General features: G+C 43.8%; 15 protein-coding genes and 1 pseudogene. 5 read left to right on the forward strand and 11 right to left on the reverse strand.

Annotation, left to right across the window (positions count from 1 at the left end):
* Positions 1 to 86 precede the first annotated feature (86 nt).
* On the reverse strand, positions 87 to 494 hold the full coding sequence (locus ACGF7G_RS12845) for an OsmC family protein (protein ID WP_387465955.1): 408 nt from the start codon (positions 492 to 494) through the stop codon (positions 87 to 89).
* 320 nt (positions 495 to 814) lie between these two features.
* Between ACGF7G_RS12845 and crp the strand changes: the two genes are divergently transcribed.
* The gene (gene crp / locus ACGF7G_RS12850) at positions 815 to 1,447 is read left to right on the forward strand and encodes a cAMP-activated global transcriptional regulator CRP (protein WP_004240730.1); all 633 of its coding nucleotides are present in this window, start codon (positions 815 to 817) and stop codon (positions 1,445 to 1,447) included.
* A 50-nt stretch (positions 1,448 to 1,497) separates the two neighbouring features.
* Here crp and ACGF7G_RS12855 read toward each other — a convergent pair whose 3' ends face one another.
* Together ACGF7G_RS12855 and ACGF7G_RS12860 are read right to left on the reverse strand one after the other, a co-directional pair.
* Positions 1,498 to 2,709: an aspartate aminotransferase family protein gene (locus ACGF7G_RS12855; protein WP_387465958.1), complete on the reverse strand. Its 1,212-nt coding sequence runs from the start codon at positions 2,707 to 2,709 to the stop codon at positions 1,498 to 1,500.
* 123 nt (positions 2,710 to 2,832) lie between these two features.
* Positions 2,833 to 3,408: an aminodeoxychorismate synthase component II gene (locus tag ACGF7G_RS12860; RefSeq protein ID WP_133814299.1), complete on the reverse strand. Its 576-nt coding sequence runs from the start codon at positions 3,406 to 3,408 to the stop codon at positions 2,833 to 2,835.
* A gap of 243 nt (positions 3,409 to 3,651) precedes the next feature.
* On the opposite strand from ACGF7G_RS12860, the gene ACGF7G_RS12865 reads away from it, so the two are divergent.
* Complete coding sequence (locus tag ACGF7G_RS12865) at positions 3,652 to 4,002, forward strand: YcgJ family protein (RefSeq protein WP_387465960.1); 351 nt, start codon at positions 3,652 to 3,654, stop codon at positions 4,000 to 4,002.
* 111 nt (positions 4,003 to 4,113) lie between these two features.
* Here the strand turns inward: ACGF7G_RS12865 and ppiA are convergent, their stop codons facing one another.
* Positions 4,114 to 4,683, reverse strand: coding sequence for a peptidylprolyl isomerase A (ppiA, locus tag ACGF7G_RS12870; protein ID WP_387465962.1), 570 nt, complete (start codon positions 4,681 to 4,683; stop codon positions 4,114 to 4,116).
* A 306-nt stretch (positions 4,684 to 4,989) separates the two neighbouring features.
* On the opposite strand from ppiA, the gene yihA reads away from it, so the two are divergent.
* The gene (gene yihA / locus ACGF7G_RS12875) at positions 4,990 to 5,622 is read left to right on the forward strand and encodes a ribosome biogenesis GTP-binding protein YihA/YsxC (protein ID WP_387465963.1); all 633 of its coding nucleotides are present in this window, start codon (positions 4,990 to 4,992) and stop codon (positions 5,620 to 5,622) included.
* Positions 5,623 to 6,072: 450 nt separating this feature from the next.
* Here the strand turns inward: yihA and polA are convergent, their stop codons facing one another.
* The 4 genes and pseudogenes from polA to ACGF7G_RS12895 all read right to left on the reverse strand — a co-directional run.
* Positions 6,073 to 8,862, reverse strand: a complete 2,790-nt coding sequence (gene polA, locus ACGF7G_RS12880) for a DNA polymerase I (protein WP_387465964.1) — start codon at positions 8,860 to 8,862, stop codon at positions 6,073 to 6,075.
* 379 nt (positions 8,863 to 9,241) lie between these two features.
* A complete protein-coding gene (gene dsbA, locus ACGF7G_RS12885; RefSeq protein ID WP_387465966.1) occupies positions 9,242 to 9,865 on the reverse strand; it encodes a thiol:disulfide interchange protein DsbA in 624 nt (207 codons plus the stop codon).
* Between the two features lie 20 nt (positions 9,866 to 9,885).
* The gene (locus ACGF7G_RS12890; RefSeq protein WP_387465968.1) at positions 9,886 to 10,878 is read right to left on the reverse strand and encodes a serine/threonine protein kinase; all 993 of its coding nucleotides are present in this window, start codon (positions 10,876 to 10,878) and stop codon (positions 9,886 to 9,888) included.
* Between the two features lie 15 nt (positions 10,879 to 10,893).
* Positions 10,894 to 11,019: pseudogene (locus tag ACGF7G_RS12895) on the reverse strand (DUF1040 family protein); the annotation flags it as partial.
* Between the two features lie 188 nt (positions 11,020 to 11,207).
* On the opposite strand from ACGF7G_RS12895, the gene mobA reads away from it, so the two are divergent.
* Complete coding sequence (mobA, locus tag ACGF7G_RS12900) at positions 11,208 to 11,798, forward strand: molybdenum cofactor guanylyltransferase MobA (protein WP_207627404.1); 591 nt, start codon at positions 11,208 to 11,210, stop codon at positions 11,796 to 11,798.
* On the forward strand, positions 11,795 to 12,310 hold the full coding sequence (gene mobB / locus ACGF7G_RS12905) for a molybdopterin-guanine dinucleotide biosynthesis protein MobB (RefSeq protein ID WP_133814291.1): 516 nt from the start codon (positions 11,795 to 11,797) through the stop codon (positions 12,308 to 12,310). Before mobA ends, mobB begins: the two co-directional genes overlap by 4 nt.
* 144 nt (positions 12,311 to 12,454) lie before the next feature.
* Here mobB and ACGF7G_RS12910 read toward each other — a convergent pair whose 3' ends face one another.
* The 3 genes from ACGF7G_RS12910 to ACGF7G_RS12920 form a co-directional block, all read right to left on the reverse strand.
* A complete protein-coding gene (locus tag ACGF7G_RS12910) occupies positions 12,455 to 13,846 on the reverse strand; it encodes an amidohydrolase family protein (RefSeq protein WP_387465972.1) in 1,392 nt (463 codons plus the stop codon).
* Positions 13,847 to 14,172: 326 nt separating this feature from the next.
* On the reverse strand, positions 14,173 to 15,525 hold the full coding sequence (gorA, locus tag ACGF7G_RS12915) for a glutathione-disulfide reductase (RefSeq protein ID WP_387465973.1): 1,353 nt from the start codon (positions 15,523 to 15,525) through the stop codon (positions 14,173 to 14,175).
* 110 nt (positions 15,526 to 15,635) lie between these two features.
* Positions 15,636 to 16,478 carry a 23S rRNA (adenine(2030)-N(6))-methyltransferase RlmJ gene (locus tag ACGF7G_RS12920; protein ID WP_387465975.1) on the reverse strand — a complete coding sequence of 281 codons (843 nt, stop codon included), beginning with the start codon at positions 16,476 to 16,478 and terminating at the stop codon, positions 15,636 to 15,638.
* Positions 16,479 to 16,718: the final 240 nt, after the last annotated feature.

A 16,718-nucleotide genomic window follows, 5' to 3' on the forward strand; every position in this document is an offset into this window, starting at 1 on the left:
GAATTCACTTCTTATATTATTCAGTTAAAAAAACAGGTAACTGATATTAGTTACCTGTCGTTATTTTTCAATCAGGAAATAATATCTTACTCTGTCTCTTTAATTTCAAAGCTGTGGGTAAGTTCAACTGATTTACCCAGCATCAACGAAACAGAACAATATTTCTCAGCAGAAAGCGTGACGGCGCGTTCAACCGCTTTCTCTGTTAAATCCTTGCCGGTAACAATAAAATGCAGATTAATAGAAGTAAACAAGCGTGGCGCCTCTTCACGACGGTGGGAAGTTAATTTCACTTCACAATCTTTTATGTCATATCTGCCTTTCTGCAAAATAGAAATAACATCAATCGTGCTGCAACCGCCAACTGCCATTAATACCATTTCCATTGGGCTTGGTGCCTTATCGCCAGCATTTCCATCCATCATTATCTGATGGCCTGAAGATGACTCCCCCAAAAGAGACAACCCTTCAACCCATTTTACCCGCGCTTGCATAAGTACCTCTTAAGTCATTTTTTGCATCAAAGCCTACTCTTTCAGTATTAAACTGGCAATCTAATGAGCGGTTTATTATGCTGAAACAATACAAGACAAGACAGAAACCTTTTCCTGTGTTAAAAACAGAAGCAGGTCTGGGTATATGTGGGTTAAGATCAATACTCAAGTTTCGAATTTCAGATAACCTATATAAAACCCTCACCTGTCGGTTTTTCAGCAAACTAATATGTTAAGCTAGTGTCTTTTAAGCCAGCCTGACGAGAAACTTTTAGGTTCTCGTGTTATTTAGGCAGCGATAACAACAGAGGATGAAGCGAATGGTTCTCGGCAAGCCACAAACAGACCCCACTCTTGAATGGTTTTTGTCACACTGCCATATTCATAAATATCCATCCAAAAGCACGCTTATTCATCAAGGCGAAAAAGCAGAGACGCTTTACTACATCGTAAAAGGTTCTGTTGCGGTTTTGATTAAAGATGAAGAAGGCAAAGAGATGATCCTCTCCTATTTAAACCAGGGAGATTTCATTGGCGAACTTGGATTATTTGAAGAAGGACAAGAGCGTACAGCCTGGGTACGGGCCAAAAGCGCCTGTGAAGTAGCGGAAATTTCCTATAAAAAATTCCGCCAACTGATTCAGGTAAACCCGGATATTTTAATGCGTTTATCTGCCCAAATGGCAAGCCGTTTGCAAACAACTTCTGAGAAAGTCGGTAACCTGGCTTTCCTGGATGTGACCGGCCGGATTGCTCAGACTTTACTGAATCTGGCGAAACAACCCGATGCAATGACTCACCCGGATGGAATGCAAATCAAAATCACTCGTCAGGAAATTGGTCAGATTGTTGGCTGTTCCCGTGAAACGGTTGGCCGTATTCTAAAAATGCTGGAAGACCAAAACCTGATCTCCGCACACGGCAAAACAATCGTTGTTTACGGTACCCGTTAACACCTAATTAATCAGCGCATTATCCTGCGCTGATTTCTCTTGTACTTACTTTACACCAACTGGCTAATTGCTTTCTCCAGCCGTTCCATTCCCCGGGTTATCTCTTCTTCACCGATAATCAACGAAGGCGTGAAACGCAGTACATCCCCCCCGGCACTCAACAACATCAGACCATTTTCAGCCGCCAGTTGCAGGATCTCTTTAGATTTCCCCTGATACGGCGCTTTTAGTTCCGCACCAATCAGCAACCCCTTGCCACGGATTTCACCAAATATCGAATATTGCTGATTGATATCGTTCAGAAAATTCACAATCAAATGATGGCGTTTTTCAACACCCTCCAAGACCTCTGGCGTATTGATAATGTCAAAAGCGATATTTGCCACCGCACAAGCCAACGGATTACCACCATAAGTTGTGCCGTGAGTTCCCAGCGCCATCACCGAAGCAATATTCGCTGTAGTCAGCATAGCGCTGACCGGGAAACCATTTCCCAATGCTTTCGCGGTGGTGATAATGTCCGGCACAACATCATAATACATATAAGAAAATAACTTGCCGGTACGCCCCATCCCACTTTGCACTTCATCAAATACCAGCAGTACCTGATGCTGATCGCAAAGCTCACGCAACCCATGAATAAATGCCGGTGTCGCCGGTGTGACGCCCCCTTCACCCTGAACAGGTTCTAATACAACAGCGCAAGTATGGTCATCCATGACTGCCTTGACTGCATCCAAGTCATTAAAAGGCACATGAATAATATCGGCGGGTTTTGGCCCAAAACCATCAGCGTATTTTGGTTGACCACCAACAGAGACTGTAAACAGGGTACGACCATGAAACCCCTGATGGAATGCGATAATTTTGGTTTTATAGGGATGGTAACGGGTAATGGCATAGTGACGCGCCAGCTTAAATGCGGCTTCATTCGCTTCCGCTCCGGAGTTGGCAAAAAATACCCGCTCCGCAAAAGTTGCATCAATCAGTTTCTGCGCGAGTATCAAAGCTGGTTCACTGGTGAAAATGTTACTGATATGCCAAAGTTTCTCTCCTTGCTGCTTTAGAACATCCACTAGCGCAGGATGGCAATGTCCCAAAGCCATAACAGCAATACCACCAGCAAAATCAATATACTCTTTCCCTTGCTGATCCCATACACGACTACCTTGCCCTTTCACCGGTATAAACTGTGCCGGTGAATAAATTGGCAACATGACTTGATCGTATGTATTTCTGTTTACTGCGGCACGCTCCATCATTTCCCCACCCGTTTTTTATATATACGCCATTCAAAAGTGAAATTATAATCATTGAATATGCATAAAAAATCAAAAATGGGCAAATGAAAAAGATGAATAATTGAAGAAATTATTGGTATCTGGTTAATATCTAAGGAAGTTACTCAGTAGCTGATGCCCTTGCTCACTGAGAATACTTTCAGGATGGAACTGCACACCTTCTAAGGGCAAAGTACGATGACGAATTCCCATGATCTCATCGACATTGCCGTTATGCTGACTCCATGCAGTAACTTCAAATACTGCTGGTAAAGTCTCTGCGGCAATCACCAATGAATGGTAACGGGTAACCGTTAATGGCCGGTTAAGCCCTTTGAACACACCTTGCTGATTATGATGAATAGCAGAAGTTTTCCCATGCATCACCTCCCTGGCTTTTACCACACTGGCACCGAATGCCTGCCCAATTGCCTGATGCCCAAGGCAAACACCAAGGATCGGCAATTTATCCGAAAAATGAGAAATCGCAGCCAGAGAAATGCCTGCTTCATTTGGGGTACATGGGCCTGGGGAAATAACCAGATGAGTCGGTGCCAATCGCTCAATATCTTCAAGCTGTAATTCATCATTGCGCTTGACTAAAACATCTGTTCCCAATTCACAAAAATATTGATATAAGTTATACGTAAAAGAATCATAGTTATCTATTATTAATAACATAGGAGTCTATCCTACCCATTTTTATCGCTGTATTTGTTGTCCTGCCAATCCTGCAATTTGTTTATCATGAACAACATGATTTCAGGTAAAACGGCCTAACGACAACGGGGCGGCTATCATAGCACATAAGCACTTGCAGCATAGTGTAACAAAATCAATGGCTACTTTTTCCTCCATCAACTTACTCTCATACCGCTACAAAACATAGGCTCTTTTTGATATTCAATAAGTAAGGTAATTGTTATGAAGACAAAACTGATTATAGCATCTCTTTTTTTGCTGTCCTTCCCCGCGCTGGCTGCAACTAAAGCTGCAAATATTTTCTTCCCAGAAAAAGGGGTTATTTGTGATAAAAAAGGAAAATACTGCGCTGATCAGCAAGGTTTATCGCTAAAACTCACCGAAAGGTATTTAGGAAAAAAAGCCTCGAAACATCTGAAAGAAGAGATTGGTGACGGGAAAGATATTGATCTTACATCTTACACTTTGAGTAATGGTGTTCACTGCGAGAGTAAAGAGAAGAAGTGCTACAAAAACAGATATTATCCACGAACCGAAGAAAATAAAGAATTCACCAAGAAGCTGTATGAATAACTGTAAAACGGGCCTGCATTAAATAAAGGCCCGAATTGTTAATCAGATGAAAATTCACCAAGAGACCAAACTGCCATAATCGCAGTTGATCATTAATGTCTCAGAAGAAAGTTAAGGAATAATCTTAGCAGATAGGATAACCACGGGTTTCACCGGCACATTCTGATAGGGGCCAACATTTTCAGTTTTTACTTGAGAAATTTTATCTACAACATCCATACCTTTTACGACCTTACCAAATACGGCATAGCCAAAGTCACGCTGACCATGATCAAGGAAAGCATTATCTGCTACGTTGATAAAGAATTGACTAGTAGCACTGTCTTTATCTGCGGTACGCGCCATAGAAATCGTTCCGCGTAAATTACGCAGCCCGTTATCCGCTTCATTTTTAATGGCTTCTTTAGTCGTTTTCTGCTGCAAATCTTTGGTAAAACCGCCCCCCTGAACCATAAATCCAGGGATTACCCGATGAAAAATTGTGTTGTTATAATAGCCCTCATTGACGTATTCAATAAAGTTTTTGGTTGTAATCGGCGCTTTCTGGCTATTTAATTCCAGTTCAATATTACCCTCTGTTGTCACCAGTTTCACATGGGTTTCACCCGCAGCCAGAGCCAGAGGTGCCATTGCGCTCAGAGAACATGCAGTTACAAGCGTTACTAAAATACGTTTAAACATTCTGGATTCCTATATATTAAGGTCAACAACACAAGCTGAAATCAATTCTAATAATCTCCTCAGCATAGTGCTCAATATTTACTTACATTTACGCTATCAATCGGTTGGTGCTTTGGATAAAAATTTATCCTCTCACAATAGATCAGATTTTATTTCACAAATAAGGCAGTAATTGACGGCAAAATAGCAAATTTGGCTTAACCCATCAGAAATAGGTCATTATTTTTAATCCTGTCAACCAACAGTGGCTATCGGTATAATCTCCTTTGGCATATATTCAGTGCATTTCTCAGGGAGATAATCATTTTGACCATCAAAAACCACAACTATCATATGACTCGTTTTATCATGAGCGCACCTGATATTCGCCATCTGCCTCAAGAACTGGGCATTGAAGTCGCATTCGCTGGTCGTTCAAACGCGGGTAAATCCAGCGCGCTAAATGCCCTGACGAAACAGAAAAGCCTCGCCCGTACCAGCAAAACACCTGGCCGAACACAACTCATCAATTTATTCGAAGTGGAAGAAGGAATTCACTTGGTTGACTTACCCGGTTACGGTTATGCCGAAGTACCAGAAGAGATGAAGCGTAAATGGCAAAAAGCATTGGGTGAATATCTGCAAAAACGTGAATGCCTGATTGGACTGGTAGTGTTGATGGATATCCGTCATCCACTGAAAGATCTTGATCAACAAATGATCCAATGGGCGGTAGCAATGCATGTATCGGTTATTGTGTTGCTGACTAAAGCCGATAAACTGGCATCTGGTGCCCGTAAAAGCCAGTTGAATAAAGTACGTGAAGAATTAGCCGCTCTCAATGGCGATATTCAAGTGGAATATTTCTCCGCCCCGAAAAAAATCGGCATCGATAAACTACAACAGAAACTGGACATGTGGTTCAGCCAACCAACCGCCCAAATTGAAAACAATAGCTAATACCGCCTTTTTTATTCCGACCCGTTAAATTCAAATGAAAAAATGCCCCAGTCAAAACTGACTGGGGCAGCTAATATTCAGCTATAAATCCGATTACGTGAAGTAAAAGGTCTGAAAGATAGAACATCTTACCTCTGTACCCTACGTTAGTCACTCTACCCTATTTTATTTCTCAGAAAAAGCCTTTTTGTAATTTATTTTCAATGACTATCTCGATTCAGCAGCGAGTTTTGATTGTTTTTACACCATTAAATGTAGTTTAATTACATATTTATGCGATCTAGATCTAATATGCATCGAACGGTGCAACAAGCTTGGGAAGATGAGAATACCAGAGCACATGGTAACTGTGATTAGCAGAACTATTAGACAATGTTGTTATTGTGAGTCGTTCAAAAAAAGGCTGAACCAAATACTTCGGCTCAACCTATCGCTTATCAATCTGGCATATCAGTGAGCCTGATCCCAATTGTCACCAATACCCACATCCACTTTCAGTGGAACATCAAGCGCCATACTTTTTTCCATCAATTCACGAACTTTCTGTTCTGTATATTCAAGTTGTGACTCATGAACCTCGAATACCAGTTCATCGTGAACTTGCATGATCATGCGAACTTTCGGCTCTTCACTGATAATCCAATCATCTACGGCAATCATCGCTTTTTTGATGATATCCGCCGCAGTTCCCTGCATCGGCGCGTTAATGGCTTCACGCTCAGCCGCCTTACGGCGCATACCATTGCGAGATTTGATATCTGGCAGATAAAGACGACGACCATCCAAGGTTTCAACGTAACCCTGCTCTTCTGCTTGCTGACGAGTGCGCTCCATATATGTCAATACGCCCGGATAACGTTCAAAATAGCGATCCATGTAGCGCTGTGCTTCACCGCGTGGAATACCTAACTGGCGGGAAAGACCAAATGCACTCATACCGTAGATCAAACCAAAGTTAATCGCTTTGGCGCTACGACGCTGTTCACTGGTGACTTGTTCCAGTGGCAAACCAAAGACTTCTGCCGCCGTTGCCCGGTGAATATCTTGCCCTTCGGCAAAAGCCTTCAACAGCCCTTGATCCTGAGATAAATGGGCCATAATCCGCAGCTCAATTTGGGAGTAGTCAGCAGCCATAATCCGGTAACCTTCGGGTGCTACAAATGCCTGACGAATACGGCGACCCTCGTCATTACGGACAGGAATATTTTGCAGATTGGGATCACGCGAAGAGAGACGTCCAGTCGCTGTTACCGCCTGATGATAAGAGGTATGAACCCGTTTGGTCAGCGGATGAACCATCTGTGGCAGTTTATCTGTGTAAGTGGATTTCAGTTTTGCCAAGCCACGATGCTCCAAAATCACTTTCGGCAACACATGGTTATCTGCTAACTCTTCCAACACTTCTTCATTGGTGGATGGTGCCCCGCCCGGCGTCTTTTTTATTACTGGCAGCTGCAATTTTTCAAACAATATCGCCTGTAGCTGTTTCGGCGAAGCTAGGTTGAAAGCCTCACCTGCCAGTTCATGAGCTTCTTTTTCCAATTCTCCCAGACGAGCAGTAATCTCTTTTGAGTGCTCAACCAGAATATTTGAATCAATCAGTACACCTGTACGCTCCATGCGGGAAAGCACCATGACCAGTGGCATTTCTGTTTTCAGGAATACTTTTTCCAGCGCCGGTACTTTCTCCAGTTGCGGCCACATAACCTGATGCAACAACAAAGTGACATCAGCATCTTCTGCGGCATACATTGCAGCCTGTTCCATCGGGACTTGATTAAAAGTGAGCTGATTTTTACCTTTACCAGCAATCTCTTCAAACGTCGTGGTCTTATGATTCAGATGACGTTCAGCCAGACTATCCATATCGTGCCGCCCCATGCCTGCAACGCTATTGAGCACATAAGATTCCAGCATAGTATCGTAAGCAATGCCTTGCAGCTCAATGCTATAGCGAGCCAGAACACCACGATCAAACTTAATATTTTGACCGATTTTCAGCAGGTTGCTATCTTCAAGCAGTGGTTTTAATGCCGCCAGTACTGCATCTCGGTCAAGCTGCTCTGGCGCATCCAGACAGTCATGTCCCAGTGGCAGATAAGCCGCGTCTCCGGCAGCTATTGCGAATGACATCCCCACCAAATTAGCTGTCAGGGTATCAAGGCTGTCAGTTTCAGTATCAAAAGCAAAAACCGGCGCTTTTTTCAGCTTCTCAACCCACTCATCAAGGCTTTTCTGATCAAGAATAGTCTGGTAATTATCAGAAGAAAGTGTTGCCGAAACAGATTTATCTTTAGCCGGAGATGATTCATCATTACCCGTGGATGTCGGTTTTTTGCCCTTGGCAACCAACCAATCACCATTTGCTACATCATTCAACCAGCGTTTAAATTCATAACGCGAGAACAATTCATGCAGTTTCTCTGTATCAGGCTCTTTGACTGACAAAGCAACACAGGTTTTATTCAACTCAACATCTGTTTTAATCGTTGCCAATTTATAGGAAAGATAAGCCACATCTTTATGTTGCTCCATCTTATCCGCCAGCGTTTTTGCACCACGGAAGCTCAACCCCGCAATTTTATCCAGATTGGCAAAGATATCGTCCATACCGCCAATTCCTTGCAACAATCCCAGTGCCGTTTTCTCCCCGACGCCAGGCACGCCTGGAATATTATCTGAAGAGTCGCCCATCAGTGCCAGAAAGTCGATGATCAGATTTGGCGATACACCATACTTATCAACCACTTCTTCCGGCCCCAAAATGGTATTATTCATTGTGTTGATAAGCGTGATATTTGGCGTTACCAGTTGCGCCATATCTTTATCACCAGTGCTGATAAGCACCGCACGACCCTCTTTCTCCGCCTGTAACGCCAGAGTCCCGATAACATCATCAGCTTCTACTCCCGAAACCACCAGCAGCGGCAATCCCATAGCTTCTACCATCTGATGTAACGGCTCTATTTGTGCACGCAGATCATCCGGCATAGGAGGACGATGAGACTTATATTCAGCAAACAATTCATCACGGAAAGTTTTACCTTTGGCATCGAATACGACCGCCACATGGCTCGGCTTGTACTGCATTACCAGACTACGCAGCATATTCAATACGCCATACATGGCTCCGGTCGGTTCTCCCGCGCTGTTAGTCAGCGGAGGAAAAGCATGATAAGCACGATAAAGGTATGAGGAACCATCAACCAAAATCAGGGGATTGTCTGCTATCTGAGCCATAAGTCTTCTTCATTATCTGTTACGGGTGTAATAAGGAGTAGGATGCCACAGCAAGAAGCAGGAAACGAATTTTGTGTGAATTTTCTTTGCTGAAACCAGCTCCAGATATTCACATCTTGCTATAAATTCTGTGGATAACTTTGTGTATAGATATTACGAGCTTCATTCCGGCATAGACAGTTGATAAAAAAAATTTATCAACGACGGGTAAAAATCAATGACTTATAATCCTAGTCATTAAACTGTCATATTACCTTATAGATCACAGAGTTGTGGATATAACCGGAGTTTGTCTTATAAAAAATTCTTTCTGGCACGCATTGTGCCAAAGCTTCTCACTCCGGCACATGCTCATGTTATTCTATTTCAATCGCCAACCTTACTTCTGCTTTAACAGGAAGTTAACAACGTTTGAATAGGATTTCGCATAGGTATCAGCAGAAGTTGCATCAATGCCGTTATTTCTCACCATATATTTGCCATTAACAAACATTGCTGGTACACCACGCAGTTGCAAGTCCTGAGCGGCTTTTTGCTGCTTAACAACTAAAGATTTCACAACAAAACTGTTCATTGCAGCATCATAATCTTCACCGGTTACTCCTGCTTTGATAAAGGTATTACGAATATCGGCCGGAGTATTAATAGTCTGTGTTTTCTGAAGGCCCTCAAACAGCAACGGAGTCACTTTATCTTCAACACCCATCGCCATCGCCACTGCCCAGGCCACAGTCAAATCTTTACCCAGTGGCCCCAGGAACTCCACATGATAACGAACAAAATTCGTTCCTTCCGGTAAATTTTGTTTCACAGTCTGCGGAACTTTAAAACTCTCTTCAAACTGATAGCAATGAGGACAATAGAATGAGAAGAATTCCAGCACCTGTGGCTGATTTACCACAGGTGATTTTAGTTCAACATACTGTGTTCCTTCGGTAAAACTGGCCGCAGAGGCACCAAATACCATCACCATTCCGACTAAAGCTAACCAAAACTTTTTCATAAATATCTCCATGATAAACATTAATACATTGGGTTAAGCTGCAAAGGGGGCTCTTGTAACAGCTTCATTTGCCCAGCAAAAAGTGACGTCTGTTTTAACCAAAAATCGGCATCTGTCATCCAAGGAAACGCTCTGGGAAAAGCAGGATCCTGCCAACGTCGGGCAACCCATGCCAAATAATAGACCATCCGCATAGCACGCAATGGTTCTATTAATGACAGCTCCCTTGGGTCAAAATCCGTAAACTCCCCATAGGATTCCAACAGAGTATCCAACTGTAATAACTGTTCTTGACGGGAGCCATGAAGCAACATCCATAAATCCTGAACTGCCGGGCCATTACGCGCATCATCAAGATCAACAAACCAAGTTCCGTCACGCCACAGGATATTACCTGGGTGGCAGTCACCATGAAGCCTCAATATTTGCCAATCATCGCGCCAATCTGATTCTACGGCGTTTATCAGATCATCCAATATAGCCAAAAATTGCACTTTCTGTGCTGAAGGAACTAACTTACATGTAGCCAAAAACTGTCGTGGCTGGTGCAGATACTCACTTAACCCGATAGTTGGGCGAGAGGTGAATTGTTGCCGACGACCAATCTGATGAATTCTACCTAACAAGCGCCCTACATCTTCTAACTGAAAGAGATTATCGGATTCATATTGGCGGCCCCCGATACTTGGGAAAACGGCAAAAAAGAAATCCTTAAAAGTCAGTAAGGTTTGCTGATCAAACACCAGAGGCGCGGCCACCGGCAAATCAGCCTGTTGCAGCATTAGGGAAAAATCATGCTCTTCCTGAATCTGTTGCCGATCCCAGCGCTGTGGCCGGTAAAATTTCACGACATAACGTTTACGATCTTCATCTGTAAACTGATAAACACGGTTCTCATAACTGTTTAATTCTGTCAGCCCGGAATCTATGTACAGTCCGGTCTGCACCAATGCATCCATAATCAAATCCGGTGTTAATTCCCGGAAATTAAAAGCAGACTGGTTTGTTAGCACATTCTATTCTCTTGATTAATCTGTAATAACGCCACGGGCGCACAATAACGCAGTTTTAAAATCTGCTTCGTGAACCTTTTTCAGCCCCGGAATTTCCCTTGTTACCCCTGCGCCACATATTTTCAATGTGATAAACAAAAGTCTATACAAATTAACAGGGATAGCCACTCAGAGAAAGAATTGCTCTGTCAATAAGCGTAAAGATTGTTATTTTATCAGCGAGTTATCCGATAATCTTATCTGAAAAGCGTTTGATGAAGCCCAAATAACCAAACTAAAAAAGGTTATATTAGCGGACAATAACCGTCTTAGTTGATAGATTGAACATTATGCAACCAAAAATAAGCGGTGCGATCCTCGCAGGAGGCCGTGCTACCCGCATGAGTGGTCATGATAAAGGGCTGATTCTCTTACATAAGATACCGCTGTACCAGCGTATTGCGAATAAACTGTTGCCACAGGTAGATGAATTAATCATCAACGCCAACCGTAATCTGGATATTTACCGACAAAGTTGTGATCAAGTTGTTCCTGATTTAACACCAGACTTCTCTGGACCCCTGTCTGGAATGCTGGCAACCCTAAAATCAGCCAGCCACGATTGGGTTGTGTTTGTTCCTTGTGATGTACCGGGCTTTCCCCCTGATTTAGTCACTCGTTTATGGCAGGGCAAGCAGCAGGCATTAGCCGCCTATGCAGATGATGGCAATCGCGCTCACCCTACTCTCGCTCTACTGCACTGTAGTCTGTTCTGTCAATTGGAAAATTATCTGGCTGATGGTGATCGCAAACTGATGCTGTTTATGCACAAGATTGGCGCAATAGCTGTTCAGTTTGACGATAATCCAGCTGCTTTTACCAATCTGAACACACCAGGGGATTGCCGGAATTGGGAATATATGCAGGAGACCAGAAAATGAGTACAAGACCTCTTCCACTACTTGGCATCACGGCATACAGCGGTACAGGAAAAACTACGCTTCTCAAAAAAGTGATCCCATTATTGCGCCAACGGCAAATCCGGGTTGGTCTGATAAAACACACTCATCACGATATGGATGTAGATAAACCGGGCAAAGACAGTTATGAACTGCGCAAAGCTGGCGCAGAACAAACGCTGGTCGCCAGCCAGCAGCGCTGGGCATTAATGACAGAAACGCCAGATTCGCAGGAATTAGATTTGAGCTATCTTGCCAGTCGCTTTGATCCAGATTCACTGGATCTGATTCTGGTCGAGGGCTTTAAGAACGAACCAATCAATAAGATCATGCTATACCGCCGTATTCTTAACCACCCATTAAGCGACCTCATTGATCAATATGTGATTGCTGTTGCCAGTGATGAAAAACTGGAAACTACTTTGCCACACTTGAATATCAATCAGCCTGAACAAGTGGCTGATTTTATTGTGGAATGGTTACAAAATCAGTAACATTCCCATGCTGGATAAATTCATCAAACATCACCTGGATGCTTGTTTCTGCCCGCAGAGGCTTGTGTCAGACTCGTTAGATACGAGCAGAAAACCAAAAACAGCCACTTAATGAGAAAATGACCGATGGTACTCTTTTCTGGATCAGGCTCTGACCACTGCACCAGCCACCAAACGCCCCTGATGGAATGTTGCCTGACGGGCCGGCAGACGTGCCACCGCCTCGGCTGAACAACTGGCTGCTACCAGAACAAAGTCAGCCTTATCACCCACTTGCGGCCAAATGCGCTGGCCTTGGTCATTAAGTGGCAATACACCGCCTGTAGCAATAACCATAGCGCGGGAAAGATGAAATTCATCTGAACCACGATACAATTGCGCATACAAATTAGCCTTTTCCAACATGTCACCAGTGCCGAATGGCGACCAGTGATCGATCACGCTGTCAGTACCCGTCATGATGAACACCCCTTTGGCTCTGAGTTGCGGTAATGGCATCATCAGGCTACCGATCGGGACTATGGAGGCGATAGTGATTTGCTGCTCCGCTAAACGGGAAGCGGTTTCTGCCAATGAGCCCTCGTTCAACGTGGTCAAGGCGAAAGCGTGGCTGATAGTGACCTTACCTCGCAAGGCGGGTGTTTTCTCCACCGTATCAATCATGTAATTGATAGCAGCAACGCCCTCAGGGCCTACCTCATGTAGATGAATATCCACACCAACGTTATTATCGAGCGCGATCTGGAACATAGTATCCAGTGATTTTTCCATCGCAGCATCTACATTAGTAGGATCCAGCCCACCAACGTATTGCACGCCCATCTGTATCGCCTCGCGCATCAACCCTTCCACTTTGGAATGCAGCAAACCATGCTGCGGGAAGGCAACGATTTCACAAGTGAAATCATCACGGTGATTTTCCAAAGCATACTGTAAATGTTCCAGGCTTTTCAGACCACTAACCGGATCGATATTGCAATGGCTGCGTGCTACCGTACTGCCTTTAGATTGCAACAGGCCAATCAGGCTTTCTGCCCGCTGCTGTGAAGTGGGTAGCAATTTGGGGATCAGAGTCTGCTCCAGGGCAATCATATCCATGATGGTTTTACCCTGGCGAGGCCTCGGTGCCTGCCATGGGCCACTGTAGAAAGTCTTATCCAAATGGATGTGCATATCACGGAAGGCGGGCAACAGCAACTGCTCCCGTGCCTGATAGCATGGTTGATTCGTGTTAAGCGGCGTACCGGAAGCATGGATGGCAACGATCCTGCCATCTTTGATTTCCAACGTATATAATGCAGTACGGGTGCCGATCACCGTATCGGCGTCATATTCAAATCCCTCTTCCAACAGCACATCACTTAGATAGTAATGACGATCAGTAAGAGTAGTCTGAATCTGTGATACCTCGGATCCGACAGTTGACGGCACCGCCTGTGCGATCCCTCCAGTCAGGGAAATCGCCGCGCAAACGGTGGTGAGCTTACCTGTTTGACTAAGAAAAGCCCTACGGCTTTGTTGTTGCAGTTTTTCCATATTCAATCCCTTTTATTTGATCCACCTCAAAAAAAGCAGCTAAATCTAGCTTTCTGAGGAATATTGACTAGTATTTAGTTCATTGTTTAATGCGTTCATAAATTGAAATATGACATCCATTGAATCAGTGTTTCGGATGGATAGTGCTGTGTCAATGGAACCGGTAATTCGGGCGTGTTCTACCAACTCATCGTCGATGATCTTGTTAAAATTTAAGCAAAAAGTAGCACCTCCCCGCCCCCTTTAAGCAAAAGGCCGGATAGAACCGGCCTTTAACGTATTTTCCAGAATAGAAAAGATGTATAGGTGGATTTTCGACAATATTATTACCGCATCGTTACAAACTCTTCCGCCGCAGTTGGATGAATTGCAACCGTGTTATCAAAATCTTTCTTAGTTGCTCCCATCTTCAATGCAACAGCGAAACCTTGCAGCATTTCATCCATTCCGAAACCAATACCATGAATGCCAACAATCTTCTCTTCCGGCCCGACACACACCAGTTTCATTCGACATGGCTGACGATGTTGAGTGACAGCGGTATACATCGCAGTAAAAGAAGATTGATAAATTTTCACCTGATCTTCACCAAATTGCTCTTTTGCCTGAGGTTCAGTCAGACCGACAGTACCAATCGGCGGATGGCTAAATACGACAGTTGGAATATTAGTGTAATCCAGATATTCTTCCGACTTATTATTAAACAAGCGATCGGACAAACGACGACCTGCTGCAACCGCAACAGGTGTTAATTCTACCGCACCAGTGTTATCACCTACTGCATAAATACCTTTCATATTGGTATTCTGGTATTTATCAACCTTGATGTAGCCTTTTTCGTTCAGCTCAACACCGGTTACAGACAGATTCAGATTATCCGTTGCCGGTTCACGGCCAATAGCCCAGATCAAAGTATCAACGGTTTGTTCTTTGCCATTTTGCAGTTGCAAAGTCAGACTGCCATCCACATTTTTAATCACTGCTTTCGGCACAGATTCAGTATGCAAAGCGGGTCCTTCGATACTGATAATTTCCAATAACGTTTCAACAATCATCGGATCAAAAGAGCGCAACGGTGCATGTTGGCGGACAAACAGATGGGTTTCACTGCCAAGCGCATGTAATACACCAGCAATCTCCACCGCAATATAACCCGCACCAACAACCGCAACCCGTTTTGGCATCTCTCCCAGTTCAAAAAAACCATCAGAATCAATACCATATTCCGCACCTGGTACATCAGGACGGACAGGGCGCCCACCCGTTGCAATCAAAATATGATCTGCGGTTATTTTCTCTCCATTCACTTCAACGGTGTGTGCATCAACAAAATGGGCGAAACCTTGGATAACATCAACTTTATTATTACCCAAACCACGTTCATAAGATTGATGGATACGATCAATATAAGCAGTACGACTAGCAACCAGTGTCTTCCAGTCAAAGCGGTTGACGGTAGTATCAAAGCCGTAATCCGGCCCGTACTGATGGATAGATTCAGCAATTTGCGCCGCATGCCACATCACCTTTTTCGGCACACATCCCACATTAACGCAAGTTCCCCCCAATGCTTTAGCCTCAATCAGGGCACATTTCTGTCCATACATAGCCGCACGGTTAATTGATGCAATACCACCGCTGCCACCACCAATTGCTATATAGTTGTAATGCTTGCTCATTTGGATCGTTTCCATCTAATCAGTGTAAAAGGTCAATACCCGAAAGCCTATTATGGCAAAAAGTATCAATTAGTTGTGATGGTTCTGGCTCTCACTGCCATTGCTGAAAGTTATTCTGGTGCAATCCATTTAACCAATGTGTGGCCTGTTCCTTCCGGCACCAGAACCTTGTGTAACCACGGCAACACCGATTTCATCTGCTGTTCCAACTTCCAGGGGGGATTAATTACGATCATGCCAGAGGCGGTCATCCCTCGTTGATCACTATCAGGCCGGACAGCCAGCTCAATTTGCAAAATATGACGAATACCAGTTGCTTCCAGATCTCTAACCAGACGTTTGATCTGCTGGCGTAATACCACCGGATACCACAACGCATAAACACCTGTGGCGAAACGCTTATAACCTTCCTGAATTGCTTGAACAACCGCCTGATAATCAGATTTCAGCTCATAAGGAGGATCAATAAGGATAAATCCACGGCGACTCTGTGGTGGCAATTGTGATTTTAATTGCTGATAACCATCTTCACGTACAACCCTGGAACGGTTATCACGGGAGAATTCATTACGTAATAAAGGGTAGTCACTCGAATGCAGTTCAGTCAGATTGAACTTATCATCTTGCCGCAATAAATGGCGGGCAATTAAAGGCGATCCTGGATAATAACGTAAATTACTACTCTGATTCAGTGCGGTTACTGCACTCATATAGGCTTTCAATTCTTGTGGTAGATCCTCACGCTGCCAGACGCGGGCAATGCCCTCCAGATACTCTCCAGTACGTTCAGCACGTTCACCACTGAGTTGATAGCGACCAGCACCAGCATGAGTATCCAAATAGAGAAAAGGTTTTTCTTTTTCTTTAAGAGATTCAATGATCAGGCTTTGTACAGTGTGTTTCAGTACATCGGCATGATTACCGGCGTGAAAGCTGTGACGATAACTTAACATTAGGTTTTAGATCCCAGAGCAGAGAATAGATTACTTGCCAGTATGGAATACCTGACAACTAAAAACCCATCCCAGTAGGTGGGACAGATGGTAAGACACCATTATAGCCCCATTAGCAATAAAAATGGCAGGATCATGAATACCAAACCCAGAAGATCAATCTTGTCATATTCGTTAAAATTTAGGATAAGTAAAATATTCTATCAGGACTAAATATGATATTTAAGAACACGATACTAC

The organism is Photorhabdus sp. RM323S (assembly GCF_042879375.1).
Taxonomy (GTDB): Bacteria; Pseudomonadota; Gammaproteobacteria; order Enterobacterales; family Enterobacteriaceae; genus Photorhabdus; species Photorhabdus tasmaniensis.